Source organism: Streptomyces sp. NPDC034111, assembly GCF_055575375.1.
In genome coordinates this window covers 182,244-195,787 of sequence record NZ_JBVIST010000012.1, presented here as the reverse complement: position 1 = coordinate 195,787, position 13,544 = coordinate 182,244, and the positions used below count along the sequence as shown (strand labels likewise).

Here is a 13,544-nt window from a genome sequence, read left to right as displayed (position 1 = left end):
CTCGACAACGTCGAGGGCCTGCGCGAGCGCGCCGAAGCCGGCGACATCCTCTTCGGCACCATGGACTCCTGGGTCATCTGGAACCTCACCGGCGGCGTCGACGGCGGCCACCACGTCACCGACGTCACCAATGCCTCGCGCACCATGCTGATGAACCTGCACACGCTGGCATGGGACGAGAAGATCCTCGCGTCGATGGACATCCCCGCGGCCGTGCTGCCGGAGATCAAGTCCTCCTCCGAGGTCTACGGCCACTCCGCCGGCGGCGTGCTCGCCGGGGTCCCGGTCGCCTCGGCGCTCGGCGACCAGCAGGCCGCGCTCTTCGGCCAGACCTGCTTCGAGCAGGGCGAGGCCAAGTCCACGTACGGCACCGGCACGTTCATGCTGATGAACACCGGCCACGAGCCGGTCAACTCCTACAACGGGCTGCTGACCACGGTCGGCTACCGCATCGGCGACCAGCAGCCGGTCTACGCCCTGGAAGGCTCCATCGCCGTCACCGGCTCGCTCGTCCAGTGGATGCGCGACCAGATGGGCCTCATCAACAGCGCGGCCGAGATCGAGACCCTCGCCAGCACGGTCGAGGACAACGGCGGCGCCTACTTCGTACCGGCCTTCTCCGGCCTGTTCGCCCCCTACTGGCGCTCGGACGCACGCGGTGTCATCGCGGGCCTGACCCGCTATGTCACCAAGGCGCACATCGCGCGCGCCGTGCTCGAGGCCACCGCCTGGCAGACCCGCGAGATCACCGACGCCATGACCAAGGACTCCGGCGTCGAACTGACCGCGCTCAAGGTCGACGGCGGTATGACCTCCAACAACCTGCTGATGCAGACCATCTCGGACTTCCTGGACGCGCCCGTGGTGCGCCCGATGGTGGCCGAGACCACCTGCCTCGGCGCTGCCTACGCGGCCGGACTGGCCGTCGGCTTCTGGTCCAGCACCGACGAGCTGCGCGCCAACTGGCGCCGGGCCGCCGAATGGACCCCCCGGATGGAAGCGGCCACCCGTGACCGCGAATACAAGAACTGGCTCAAGGCCGTCGAGCGGACCATGGGCTGGCTCGACGACGAGAGCTGACGAGGAGCACATCATGAGCACCCTGCAGAGCGTCCCGGCACTCGGGACGCACCCGGCCTACGGTTCGAACGCGAGCCGCGCCGAGACTCGGGAGCAGCTTTCCAAGGCGACATACGACCTCCTGGTGATCGGTGGCGGCATCCTGGGCATCTCCACTGCCTGGCACGCCGCGCAGGCCGGGCTGCGGGTGGCCCTGGTGGACGCCGGTGACTTCGCCGGCGCCACCTCCTCCGCCTCCTCCAAGCTGCTGCACGGCGGTCTGCGCTACCTCCAGACCGGCGCGGTCAAGCTGGTCGCGGAGAACCACTTCGAGCGGCGTGCGGTGTCCCGCCAGGTCGCACCGCACCTCGCCAACCCCCTGACCTTCTACCTGCCCGTCTACAAGGGCGGCCCGCACGGCGCGGCCAAGCTCGGCGCCGGTGTCTTCGCCTACTCCGCGCTCTCCGCGTTCGGTGACGGCGTCGGGCACGTCATATCCCCCGCCAAGGCGCAGCGCGACGTTCCCGAGCTGCGTACCGACAACCTCAAGGCCGTGGCCGTCTACGGCGACGACCAGATGAACGACTCCCGGATGGCCCTGATGACCGTCCGCGCGGCGGTCGCGGCGGGCGCCACCGTCCTCAACCACGCCGAGGTCACCGGACTGCGCTTCACCCAGGGCCGGGTCACCGGCGCGGAGCTCAAGGACCGGATGGACGGTGAGGAGTTCGGCGTCAACGCCCGCCTGGTGCTCAACGCCACCGGCCCCTGGGTCGACCACCTGCGCAAGATGGAGGACCCGAACGCGGCCCCCTCCATCCGGCTGTCGAAGGGCGCGCACCTGGTCCTCAAGCGCACCGCCCCCTGGAAGGCCGCGCTGGCCACCCCGATCGACAAGTACCGCATCACCTTCGCCCTCCCCTGGGAGGACATGCTGCTGCTGGGCACCACCGACGAGGAGTACGAGGGCGACCCGGCGGACGTCGCGGTCAACGAGAAGGACACCGCCCAGATCCTGGACGAGGCCGCCTTCTCCATCCGTGACCAGCAGCTCTCCCGTGACCTGATCACCTACTCCTTCGCGGGTCTGCGGGTGCTGCCCGGCGGGCCCGGCGACACCTCCAAGGCCAAGCGCGAGACGGTCGTCACCGAGGGCAGCGGCGGCATGCTGTCGGTCGCCGGCGGCAAGTGGACGACCTTCCGGCACATCGGCCGTACGGTCATGAACAAGCTCGCCGCGCTGCCCGGCCACCCGCTGGCCGAGGACATGGAGCCGGTCTCCCGCCTGCCGAAGAAGCTGCCGCTGCCCGGTATCGCCAACCCCAACGCGGTCGCCCACCGGCTCCTCGTCGACGGTGGCACCCCCGGCCCGCACATGGCCCCGGACACCGCCCGCCACCTGGCCACCCACTACGGTTCGCTCTCCTTCGACATCGCCCGGCTGGCGAACGAGGACCCGGCGCTGGCCGAGCGCATCCACCCGGACGCGCCGGAGATCTGGGCACAGGTCGCCTACGCCCGCGACAACGAGTGGGCCGAGACGGTCGACGATGTGCTGCGCCGCCGTACGACGCTGATGATCCGCGGTCTGGACACGGAGGATGTCCGCACCAAGGTCAAGGACATGCTGGCCGGCTGACGGTCCGGCAGAGGGTCCGGCAGACGGCGTGCCGTAACGCCGGGTGACGAGGGGGCGGTTCCGCGAGGGGCCGCCCCCTCGTCGTCTGCGCTTTTGGGCGTGGGCCAGGGGCCGGAGGTGACTGTCAGTGGCGGGTGCCATGATGGTCACCGAGAGAAACAACGGGGGATTCAACGGGGGGATGACCATGGCTCGGCGGCGTGTGCGGCGGGTGGCGAAATGGGCGGCCTGGACGGTCGCCGTACTGATCGTGCTGCCGCTGACGGTGGCGGCGACGGCGCTGCGCGCCCAGTACGCGGGGGCGGCCGCGCCGGAGGCCACCACGCGCGGGCGGGACGCCTTCTGGCTCGGGCACGCCTGGGTTGACGGACGGCGGGACGACGCCGATGTGGCGGCGCTGCGCCGGCGCATCGAGGGCACCGGGATCCGTGATCTGTACGTCCACGCAGGGCCGTTGGAGCACGACGGCACCCTGCCGCCGGCCCGCCGGGCCTATCCGCGGGCGCGCTGGCTGATCGCCGCGGTGCACCGCGAGCTGCCGTCGGTGCGGGTGCACGCCTGGCTGGGCGACCGGCTGGTGTACGAGCCCGGGCAGCGGGGCGGGCTGCGGCTGTCGGACGCGGCGTCCCGTGCGGCGATCGTGGCGAGCGCCCGTCAGGTGCTGGCGGACGGCTTCACCGGGGTCCATCTGGATGTGGAGCCGCTGCACTCCGACAACCCCGACTATCTGCGGCTGCTGGACCGGCTCGGGCCCGCGGTCCACCGCCGGGGCGGGATCCTGTCCGTAGCGGTCCATCAGATCGATCCGCTGCCCGGGCTGCACACGGTCAGCGGGGCGGTGACGGGCCATCGCAAGTGGATATCCCAGCGGTTCTTCGGGCAGGTGGCGCGCCGGGTCGACCAGATCGCGCTGATGTCGTACGACACCGGTCTGCCGGCCGAGAGCCTGTACGGCGGCTATGTGGCGCAGCAGACCCGGCTGGCGCTGGAGGTGACCGGGCGGCACACCGATCTGCTGATGGGGCTGCCGTTCTTCCACACCGAAGGCATCGGCCATCACGCCTCGGCGGAGACGGTACGGGCGGCGGTGCGGGGCATACGGCTGGGGCTGACCCGCGAGGACCCGGGCCGCCGGCGGTTCGGTATGGCGCTGTATGTCGATTTCGCGGCCACGGAGGAGGACTGGGCGGCGTACCGGAGCGGTTGGGGCGGGTCCCGGAGGTCATAATGACCTCAGACATCGGATGTCTGTGCGGCATCCGGGCGGGCCCGGAGCGGGGAGGTCGGCATGGCGGTCACGGACGAGGCCATCGAGAAGATCAAGGGCATGATCGTCTCCGGTGCGCTGCGGCCGGGCGACCGGCTGCCGAAGGAGAGCGAGCTGGCCGCCGAGCTCGGCCTGTCCCGCAACTCGCTGCGCGAGGCGGTGCGCGCGCTCTCCCTCATCCGCATCCTGGACGTGCGCCAGGGCGACGGCACCTACGTCACCAGCCTGGATCCGCAACTCCTGCTGGAGGCCATGAGTTTCGTGGTGGACTTCCACCGCGACGACACCGTGCTGGAGTTCCTTGCGGTCCGCCGGATCCTGGAGCCGGCCGCCACGGCCATGGCGGCCGGCCGGATCGGGGCGGACGAACTGGACACCCTGGAAACCCAGTTGAACGCGCTGGGGCCGGACCCTTCGGTGGAGGATCTGGTCGCCTGCGACCTGGAGTTCCACCGCGGGATCGTCGCGGCGTCCGGCAATTCCGTGCTCTGCTCGCTGCTGGAGGGGCTGTCAGGACCGACCACCCGGGCCCGGATCTGGCGCGGGCTGACGCAGAAGGACGCGGTGACCCGCACCCTCACCGAGCACCGGGCGATCCTCGGCGCGCTGCGCGACCGCGATGCGGAGGCGGCGCGGGCCTGGTCGACGGTGCATATCGCCAGCGTGGAGCAGTGGTTGCGCGCGTCGTTGTGAGCGGGGCCGGCGGCCCGGACACCGCTGCCGCCCCGCCCCGTCCCGTCCTCAGACGGCGAAGCCCCCGTCCACCGCGATCGAGGCGCCCGTGATGTAGCGTCCGCCCTCGCCCGCCAGATGCGCCACGGTCGCCGCGACGTCCCAGGCCCGGCCGTACACCCCCAGCGTGGTCAGTCCGGCCTGGAACTCCGCGCTCTCGCCGTCGGCCGGGTTCATGTCGGTGTCGATGGGGCCGGGGGTGAGGAGGTTGGCGGTGATCCCGCGCGGTCCCAACTCCCTGGCCAGCGTCCTGGTCAGGCCGCTCAGCGCGGCCTTGCTGGTGGCGTAGAGGGTGCCGCCGGGGAAGGCGGCCCGCTCGGCCATGCAGCTGCCGATGGAGATGATCCGCCCGCCCTCGGTCAGATGGGCGGCCGCGGCCTGCGCCGTCAGGAACGGTCCCCGGACATTGGTCCGCAGCACCCGGTCGACATCGGCCAGGGAGAACGCCTCGAACGGGCCGAGCACCCCGGTCCCCGCGTTGTTGACGAGGATGTCCAGCCGTCCGAAGCGGTCCGCGGTGCCGGCCACCGCGGCCCACACCGCCTCCGCGTCGCCGCTGTCGGCCCGCACCGCCCAGGCCTGCCCGCCGGCCCGCTCGATCTCCTTGACGACCCGGTCGGCCGCCTCCTGCCGGCTCTGATACGTCAGGGCCACCGCCGCCCCGTCGGCGGCCAGCCGCCGCGCGATCGCCTCGCCGATCCCCCGGCTGCCGCCGGTGACCAGCGCCACCTTGCCGGTGAGCGGCCCGCTGCCGCTCTCCACCGCCCGCGCCGCCAGTACGGTCGCTGCCATCGTCCTCACCCGTCACCTTCGTCGTACCTCGGTCGTCCCCTCGGGACGAGCACCGCGGCTCGTCGCGGTACGACTCGATCCTCGGGCGCGGACGGGCCCGGAGCTGGCGGAATCCGGACGCCGACACCGCGGCCCCGGCGGCTGTTCCGGCTACGGCGTCCCGACTCCGTACACCCGCGCCGCGGTCCCCCCGAAGACCGCCGACCGCTCCGCCGGGCCGAGCCGGCCGGTGGCGGCCTCCGCGAGGGCGATGACGTCCTCGTAGCCGGCGGCCAGGGTGCACACCGGCCAGTCGGAGCCGAACATCACCCGGCCGGGGCCGAAGGCGTCCAGCACATGCCGGGCGTAGGGCAGGATCTGCTGCGGCCGCCAGGCGTCCCAGTCGGCCTCGGTGACCAGCCCGGACAGTTTGCAGCTGACGTTCGGCAGCCCGGCGAGGGCGCCGAGGGCATCGGCCCACGGCTGCCAGTCGCCCTTCCCCACCGCCGGTTTGCCGGCGTGGTCGAGGACGAAGTCCAGCTGCGGCAGGGCGCGTACCGCGGTGAGTGCGGCGGGCAGTTCGCGCGGGGTGACCAGCAGGTCGTAGACCAGACCGGCGTCGGCCAGCACCCCCAGACCGCGCAGGACATCGGGGCGGGTGAGCCAGCCGGGGTCCGGCTCGTCCTGGACCTGGTGCCGGACGCCGACCAGCCCGGCCGGCAGCGCCGCGAGCGCTTCGTCGAGCGCCGGGTCGGTGAGATCGGCCCAGCCGACGACCCCGGCGACCGGCCCCTCCCCCGCCGCGACGGCGAGGAGTTCGGCGGTCTCCTCGTACGAGGACGACGACTGGACGAGGACCGTGGCGTCGATGTGGTGCTCGGACAGATGCGGGGCGAGGTCGCTCAGCGCATAGCGGCGGCGGAGGGGATCGGCCCAGGGGCCGTCCATCCACGGCTGTGCGCGCCGGCCGGGATCCCACAGGTGGTGATGGGCGTCGATACGCATCAGGGCGCCCTCCCGGGGCGGGCTCGGTCGTTCAGGGGCAGCGGCAGGTCGGGGTCGAGCAGTCCGCGGGCGACGAGCGTATGCCACAGCGCGTCGGGGATCTCCCGGGTGAACAGGGCGGCGTTCTCCGCCATCTCCCCCGGTGTGGCGGCGCCGACCACGGCCGAGGCCACGGCCGGGTGCCCGAACGGGAAGCGGAGCGCCGCCGCCTTCAGGGGTACCCCGAACGCGGCACAGACGTCCGCGAGTTGACGCGCCCGGTCGACCAGCGCGGCGGGCGCGGGCGCGTAGTCGTAGGGCGCGCCGGGCGACGGGTCGGCCAGCAGACCGGAGTTGTAGACGCCGCCGACGACCACCGAGGTGCCGCGCCGCGCGCACAGCGGCAGCAGATCGTCGTAGGCGGTGCGCTCCAGCAGCGTCCAGCGGCCGGCGCAGAGGACCACGTCCACGTCGAGGTCCGCCACCAGCCGGGCCAGCACCCCGCTGTGGTTCATGCCGAAGCCGATGGCGCGCACGACCTGCTGGGCGCGCAGCTCGGCCAGGGCCGGGAAGCCGGTCTCGTACACCTCGGGCAGATGGTCCTCGACGTCGTGCAGGTAGACGATGTCGACGGCGTCCACCCCGAGCCGTTCCAGGGAGGCCTCCAGTGTGGCGCGGATGCCGTCGCGGGAGTGGTCACGGACGCGGGCCAGAGCGGGGGTGTCGACGAAGCCCTCGCCGGCCCTCTCCTCCCCCGGTGCGAGTGGGCGCAGCCGGCGGCCCACCTTGGTGGACAGGGTGTACGTGGCCCGGTCGCGGCCCCGCAGGGCCCGGCCGAGGCGCTCCTCGGACAGGCCCAGGCCGTAGTGCGGCGCGGTGTCGAAGTAGCAGGCGCCGGCGGCGAGGGCGGTGCTGACCACGTCCTGCGCCTGCCGCTCGGGCACGGCGCGGTAGAGGTTGCCGAGCGGTGCGCAGCCCAGGCCGAGCGGCGGGACGGTGACGCCGCTGCGCCCCAGCTCCCGTGTCCCGTAAGGGGGATGGTCCACGGCGGGCCTCCGTCTCAGTCCTGCTTCTCGCCGCTGGTGAAGCGGGAGATGACCAGTGCGACGATGATGATCATGCCGTTGAGGAACTGCGTCCACAGGGGCGGCACCCCGCCCAGGGTCATCACATTGATCACGAGCTGGAGGGTGAGGACACCGGTGAGCGCGCCGAAGAGGGTGCCGCGGCCGCCCTTGAGGCTGATCCCGCCGATCACCGCGGCGGCGAAGACCTGGAAGATCCAGCCGTTGCCCTGGCTCGCGGAGACCGCGCCGTAGTGACCGGTGTAGAGGATGCCCGCGAAGGCGGCCAGCAGCCCGCCGACGGCCAGCACGGTCCAGGTGATCCGGTCCACCCGTATGCCGGCCGCCCTGGCCGCCTCCGGGTTGCCGCCGATCGCGTACAGCGCCCGCCCGTGCCGGAGGTAGCCCAGGGCCGCGCCGCCGCACGCGAAGAGGGCGAGGCAGATCCACACGGCGGCCGGGACGCCCAGCCAGTCGGCCTTGCCCAGATAGGCGAAGGACTCCGGGACGTTGCCGATGGACTGCCCCTCGGAGATGCCCACTTGCAGGCCGCGCAGCATGGTGAGCATGCCGAGGGTGGCGATGAAGCCGTTGACCCGCAGGACGAGGATGAGGAAGCCGTTGAGGGCGCCGACGGCGGCGCCCACGGCCAGGCAGAGCGGGACCGCCGTCCAGGCGGGCAGCAGCTCCAGTCCGGCGAAGCGGGCGCCGTGCGCGGGCATCACCAGCCACAGCGCGAGCACCGGCGCCAGCCCGATGGTGGACTCCAGCGACAGATCCATTCGGCCGCTGATCAGGATGAGCGCTTCGCCGAGCACCAGCAGGCCCAGTTCGGTGGACTGCTGGATGACGCCGATGAGGTTGTCCTGGGTCAGGAACGCGGGCGAGACGATGAAGCCGATGACGCCGAGTACGAAGATCACCGGCACCAGGGACAGATCCCGCCAGCGGGCCGGTACGGTCCGGGGCCGGCGGCGCACCGGAGGGCGGTCCACCGCTCCGGCGGCCGGGGGCGAGGCGGTCTCGGTCATGGCGCGCTCCTTTCCGTTCGTTGTGTGTCCTCCGGGTCCCGGGGGCCGTCGGTGTCCGGGGGAACGTCGGTGTCCGGGGGGCTTTCGCTGCCCAGGCCCTCCATGGCGGCGACCAGTTCGTGGTCGCGCCAGCCGCTGCCGAAGACGGCGGTGACCCGGCCGTGGAAGACCGCCAGCACCCGGTCGCAGACCCGCAGGTCGTCCAGCTCGTCGGAGACGATCAGCGCGCCGCTGCCGCCGTCCGCGACCTGCCGTACGACGCCCAGCAGCGCGTCCTTGGACTTGACGTCCACACCGTTGGTGGGCCGGACGGCGACGAGTACGGCGGGCTCACGGGCCAGCGCGCGGGCGATCACCACCTTCTGCTGGTTGCCGCCGGAGAGCCCGGAGACCGGCTGGTCAGGACCGGTCGCCTTGATGTCCAGCGCGGCGATCATCCGCCGGGCGAACGCGCGGGTCCTGGAGGGCAGTACGGTTCCCGCCGGCCCCAACTGGTCCGCGACGGTCAGGGTGGCGTTCTCGGCCACGCTGCGGCCGGGGATCAGCCCCTCACGGTGCCGGTCCTCGGGGACGTAGCCGATGCCCGCGTCGAGGGCGTGCGGCACGCTGCCGGTACGGACCGGGCGTCCGCGGACCGCGATCCGCCCGCTGTCCGGGGCGCGCAGCCCCGCCAGCGTCTCGCCGATCACGGTGTTCCCGCTGGCCGTGGCGCCCGCAAGCCCGACCACCTCACCGGCCCGCACGGTCAGGTCGAGCGGTGCGAAGTGCCCCTCCAGCGCCAGTCCTTCGGTCCGCAGCACCGGCTCCCCCGCCGTACGCGCCGCCTTACGCCCCGGTCGCGCGGTGCCCGCCCGCTCCCCCGTCATCGCCGCCACCAGCTCGTCCCCGGCCAGCTCCCGGACGGGCGCGGTCAGCACATGCCGGGCGTCGCGGAGGACGGTGACGGTGTCGCACAGTTCGTGGACCTCCTGGAGGTGGTGCGAGATGAACAGGAAGGCCACTCCCTGGGCGCGCAGCGCCCGCAGCTTGCCGAAGAGCCGGCCGATGCCGGCGGCGTCGAGGCGGGCGGTCGGCTCGTCGAGGACGATCAGCCGGGCGCCGCACGACAGCGCCCGGGCGATCTCCACGAACTGCCGCTGCTCGACGTCGAGTTCCCTGACCCGGGCGGCCGGATCGGCCTCGACACCGTACTCGGCGAGCAGTTCGCCGGCCCGCTCGCGCAGCGTCCGCCAGCGGATGGTGTGCCGGCCCTGGAAGCGGCCCAGGAAGAGGTTCTCCGCAACGGTCAGCTCCGGCACGGTCATCGGCTTCTGGTAGACGCAGGCGACCCTGCGCCGCCAGGCGGCGGTGTCGCCCCAGCCGGGCGCGGGCGCACCGCCGAAGGTGACGCGGCCGGCGTCCGGGCGGGTCATACCGGTCAGCACCGACACCAGGGTGGACTTGCCGGCGCCGTTGCGGCCGACCAGGGCGTGCGCCTCGCCGGGCCGTACGGTCAGCCGGGCGCCGTCGAGGGCGACGGTGGGGCCGTAGCGTTTGACGATCCCCTCGGCGTGCACCGCCGCCGGCCGGTCCTCGGCCGCCCGGACGCCGGTATCCCGGTGGTCGCTCCCGCCGGCCACTACTTCTTCTTCTCCAGCTGGTTGGCCCACAGCTTCGGGTCGTCGACGGTGTCCTTGGTGACCAGCGGGGCCGGGAGCTGGTCCTCCAGACCGTTCTTGATCTTCACGATGGTGGAGCCGTGGCCGGTCGGGCCGGGTGTGAACGTCTTGCCCTTCAGGCCGGCCCTGGCGTAGTACAGCGCGTACTTGGCGTAGAGGTCGGCCGGCTGGGAGAGGGTGGCGTCGATCTTCCCGGCCCGGATCGCCTCCAGTTCGTCGGGTATGCCGTCGTTGGAGATCACGGTGATGTGCCCGTCGGAGCCGGCCGGCCTGAGCAGCTTCTTCTGTTCCAGGAGGGCGAGGACCGGTTGCAGGAAGGCGCCGCCCGCCTGGAGGTAGAGGCCGTCGATGTCGGGGTGCTGGGCGAGCAGGCTCTGCAACTTGGCGGAGGCCACCTCGCCCTTCCAGTCGGTGGCCAGCTCATGCACGGTGATCTTCGGGAACCTCTTCTTCATGCAGGACGCGAACGCCTCGGAGCGGTCCCGCCCGTTGACGGAGCTGAGGTCGCCCTGGAGCTCGGCGACCCGGCCCCTGCCGCCCAGCTTCTCGCCGAGGTAGGCGCAGGACTTCTCCCCGTAGGCGCGGTTGTCGGCGCGTACGACCATGTAGACCTTGCCCTCGTCGGGGCGGGTGTCCACGCTGACCACGGGGATCTTCTTCTCCTCCAGGCGCTGGAGTGCGGCGGTGATGGCGCCGGTGTCCTGCGGGGCCATCACGATGGCCTTGGCGCCCTGGTCGGTCAGTGCCTGCACGTTGGAGACGACCTTGGCGATGTCGTTCTGCGAGTTGGACAGCGGCAGCGCGGCCGGACCGCCGTGGTCCAGGTCCTTTTCGAGGTACTGCTGGTAGGAGTTCCAGAAGTCGGTGTCCGTACGGGGCATATCGATGCCGATCCGGCCGCCGGCGGTGTCGCCGCCGCGGTTGCAGCCGGCCAGTGGGGCGGTGGCGAGCACCGCGGCACAGGCCGCCGCGCCGGTGGTTCGCAGTCTCATGGGTGGTCCCTCGGTCGTGGTGTGCGGCTGGGTCGGGCCGCCTCGCGGCGGAACGGGTGAGGCGGCCGGGCGGTCGGATGGTCGGGTGGCGGTGCGGTCAGGTGGCGGGGCGCAGGCGCAGCCCCTGCATCCCGCCGTCCACGGCGAGCGCGGTGCCGGTGATGCCGGAGGCGGCCGGGGAGGCCAACGAGACGATGGCGGCGGCGACTTCGTCGGCGGTGACCATCCGGCCCATCGGCTGGCGGGCGTGGAGGGCGGCGCGCTCGGCGGCCGGGTCGTCGGCCCGGTCCAGCAGCCGGCCGACCCACGGGGTGTCCGCGGTGCCCGGGTTCACGCAGTTGACGCGGATGCCCTCGCGGAGGTGGTCGGCGGCCATCGCGAGGGTCAGGGAGAGCACCGCGCCCTTGCTGGCGCTGTACAGCGCGCGCTGCGGCAGACCGGCCGTGGCGGCGATCGAGCAGGTGTGGGTGAGGGAGACCCGGCCGGGCCGTTCGGTGGCGGCGGTGCGGCGCAGATGCGGCAGCGCGGCGCGGGCGGTGCGCACCAGCCCCAGCACATTGACGTCCAGCACCCGGCCCCACTCCGCCTCGTCGTTGTCCTCGACGGTGCCAACGGCGCCGATGCCCGCATTGCCGACGAGGCAGTGCAGCGCGCCGAGTTCTCCGGCCGCCTCCTCCACCGCGGCCCGTACCGCGGCGTCGGAGGTCACATCGGCGGTGAGCCGCACCGCCCCGGCGGGCGCGCCGGCCGGGTCCCGGTCCAGGACGGCGACCCGCGCCCCGCGCGCCAGCAGCAGCGCGGCGGTGGCCGCCCCGATCCCGGAGCCGCCGCCGGTGACGAGGGCACCCATGCCCGCGAAGTCGGCCGGCGGCCGGCCTGCGGGTGGGGGTGGCGCTGTGCTCATGCGGAGACCTCCTGCTCACCTCGGTGCGGATGGGGATCGTGCGCGCGGTGCCGGCCGGTTCCGGCGTCCGGGCGCTGCCGGGCGCGCCACACGGGCCCGTCGGGGAAGCGGTGGGCGGCGACCGAACCGGGTTTCATCCGGGCCGAGAAGCCGGGGGCGGTCGGGGCGCGGTAGCGGCCGCGTTCGACGACGACCGGGTCGGTGAAGTGGTCGTGCAGATGGTCGACGTACTCGATGACCCGGTCCTCCCAGCTCCCGGACACCGCCACGTAGTCGAACATCGCCAGGTGCTGCACCAGCTCGCACAGCCCCACCCCGCCCGCGTGCGGGCACACCGGGACGCCGTACTTGGCGGCCAGCAGCAGGATCGCCAGATTCTCGTTGACCCCGGCCACCCGTGCCGCGTCGATCTGTACGAAGTCCACCGCCCCGGCCTGCAACAGCTGTTTGAAGACCACCCGGTTGGCGACATGCTCGCCGGTGGCGACCTTCACGGGCTGCCCGGAGCGCACCGCGGCATGCCCCAGGACGTCGTCCGGGCTGGTCGGCTCCTCGATCCAGTGCGGGGCGTACGGCGCCAGCGCGGTCATCCAGCGGACCGCCTCGGCCACGTCCCAGCGCTGGTTGGCGTCGACGGCGATCCGTACGCCGGGGCCGACCGCGGCCCGGGCCAGCCGCATCCGCCGGGTGTCGTCGTCGAGGTCGGCGCCCACCTTCAGCTTGATCTGCCCGAAGCCGTCCGCCACCGCCTCCTTGGCGAGCCGTACCAGCGTGCCGTCGTCGTGGCCCAGCCAGCCGGGCGAGGTGGTGTACGCGGGGTAGCCCTCGGCCTTGAGGCGGGCGGTGCGCTCGGCGCGGCCGGGCTCGGCGGCGCGCAGCAGGGCCAGCGCCTCGTCGGGTGTCAGGGCGTCGGAGAGGTAGCGGAAGTCGACGAGCGAGACCAGCTCTTCGGGCGTCAGCCCGGCCAGGAACTCCCACACCGGCAGGCCCGCCCGGCCGGCCGCCAGGTCCCAGGCGGCGTTGACCAGGGCGCCGGCCGCCATCTGCATCACGCCCTTCTCGGGGCCGAGCCAGCGCAGCTGGGAGTCGTGGGTGAGGTCGTGGTGCAGCGCGGCGAGATCGGCGGCGGTGGCGGGCGCGGGGCGGCCGACGACGTACGGGGCGAGCGAGCGGATCGCGGCGGCCATCACCTCGTTGCCGCGCCCGATCGTGAAGCAGAAGCCGTGCCCCTGGGGCCCGCCGCCGGTGTGCAGCACCACATAGGCGGCGGAGTAGTCGGGGTCCGGGTTCATGGCGTCGGAGCCGGCAAGCCGGTCCGAGGTGGGGAAGCGGACGTCGTGCACCTCGAGCCGGGTGACGGTGTCGGTCACGGCCATACGCATGCCCCCTGGGACTGTGCGGAAGAACATCGGACCTTTCCCGGTCATCCGATGTATAGACCCG

General features: G+C 72.9%; 12 protein-coding genes. 4 read left to right on the top strand and 8 right to left on the bottom strand.

Annotation, left to right across the window (positions count from 1 at the left end):
• The 4 genes from ACZ55A_RS25290 to ACZ55A_RS25275 form a co-directional block, all read left to right on the top strand.
• On the top strand, positions 1 to 1,080 hold a 1,080-nt coding region (locus ACZ55A_RS25290; RefSeq protein ID WP_468844218.1), incomplete at its 5' end, for an FGGY family carbohydrate kinase.
• Between the two features lie 13 nt (positions 1,081 to 1,093).
• Positions 1,094 to 2,698 carry a glycerol-3-phosphate dehydrogenase/oxidase gene (locus ACZ55A_RS25285; protein WP_468844216.1) on the top strand — a complete coding sequence of 535 codons (1,605 nt, stop codon included), beginning with the start codon at positions 1,094 to 1,096 and terminating at the stop codon, positions 2,696 to 2,698.
• A 181-nt stretch (positions 2,699 to 2,879) separates the two neighbouring features.
• Complete coding sequence (locus tag ACZ55A_RS25280; protein WP_468844214.1) at positions 2,880 to 3,926, top strand: glycoside hydrolase family 18 protein; 1,047 nt, start codon at positions 2,880 to 2,882, stop codon at positions 3,924 to 3,926.
• A gap of 60 nt (positions 3,927 to 3,986) precedes the next feature.
• Positions 3,987 to 4,658, top strand: coding sequence for a FadR/GntR family transcriptional regulator (locus ACZ55A_RS25275; protein WP_468844211.1), 672 nt, complete (start codon positions 3,987 to 3,989; stop codon positions 4,656 to 4,658).
• A gap of 48 nt (positions 4,659 to 4,706) precedes the next feature.
• Here the strand turns inward: ACZ55A_RS25275 and ACZ55A_RS25270 are convergent, their stop codons facing one another.
• The 8 genes from ACZ55A_RS25270 to ACZ55A_RS25235 form a co-directional block, all read right to left on the bottom strand.
• Entirely contained in the window at positions 4,707 to 5,489 is a 783-nt protein-coding gene (locus ACZ55A_RS25270) for an SDR family NAD(P)-dependent oxidoreductase (protein WP_468844209.1), read from the bottom strand.
• 150 nt (positions 5,490 to 5,639) lie between these two features.
• On the bottom strand, positions 5,640 to 6,473 hold the full coding sequence (locus ACZ55A_RS25265) for an amidohydrolase family protein (RefSeq protein WP_468844207.1): 834 nt from the start codon (positions 6,471 to 6,473) through the stop codon (positions 5,640 to 5,642).
• Entirely contained in the window at positions 6,473 to 7,468 is a 996-nt protein-coding gene (locus ACZ55A_RS25260) for an aldo/keto reductase (protein WP_468844237.1), read from the bottom strand. Before ACZ55A_RS25260 ends, ACZ55A_RS25265 begins: the two co-directional genes overlap by 1 nt.
• Before the next feature lie 44 nt (positions 7,469 to 7,512).
• The gene (locus tag ACZ55A_RS25255; protein ID WP_468844204.1) at positions 7,513 to 8,547 is read right to left on the bottom strand and encodes an ABC transporter permease; all 1,035 of its coding nucleotides are present in this window, start codon (positions 8,545 to 8,547) and stop codon (positions 7,513 to 7,515) included.
• Positions 8,544 to 10,166 (bottom strand): sugar ABC transporter ATP-binding protein, encoded by a 1,623-nt coding sequence (locus ACZ55A_RS25250; protein ID WP_468844202.1) that lies wholly within the window; start codon positions 10,164 to 10,166, stop codon positions 8,544 to 8,546. The genes ACZ55A_RS25255 and ACZ55A_RS25250 overlap by 4 nt, the downstream gene beginning before the upstream one ends.
• Positions 10,166 to 11,197 (bottom strand): sugar ABC transporter substrate-binding protein, encoded by a 1,032-nt coding sequence (locus tag ACZ55A_RS25245; protein ID WP_468844199.1) that lies wholly within the window; start codon positions 11,195 to 11,197, stop codon positions 10,166 to 10,168. Before ACZ55A_RS25245 ends, ACZ55A_RS25250 begins: the two co-directional genes overlap by 1 nt.
• 97 nt (positions 11,198 to 11,294) lie before the next feature.
• Positions 11,295 to 12,101, bottom strand: coding sequence for an SDR family NAD(P)-dependent oxidoreductase (locus tag ACZ55A_RS25240; RefSeq protein WP_468844196.1), 807 nt, complete (start codon positions 12,099 to 12,101; stop codon positions 11,295 to 11,297).
• The gene (locus tag ACZ55A_RS25235; RefSeq protein ID WP_468844194.1) at positions 12,098 to 13,477 is read right to left on the bottom strand and encodes an enolase C-terminal domain-like protein; all 1,380 of its coding nucleotides are present in this window, start codon (positions 13,475 to 13,477) and stop codon (positions 12,098 to 12,100) included. The genes ACZ55A_RS25240 and ACZ55A_RS25235 overlap by 4 nt, the downstream gene beginning before the upstream one ends.
• Positions 13,478 to 13,544: the final 67 nt, after the last annotated feature.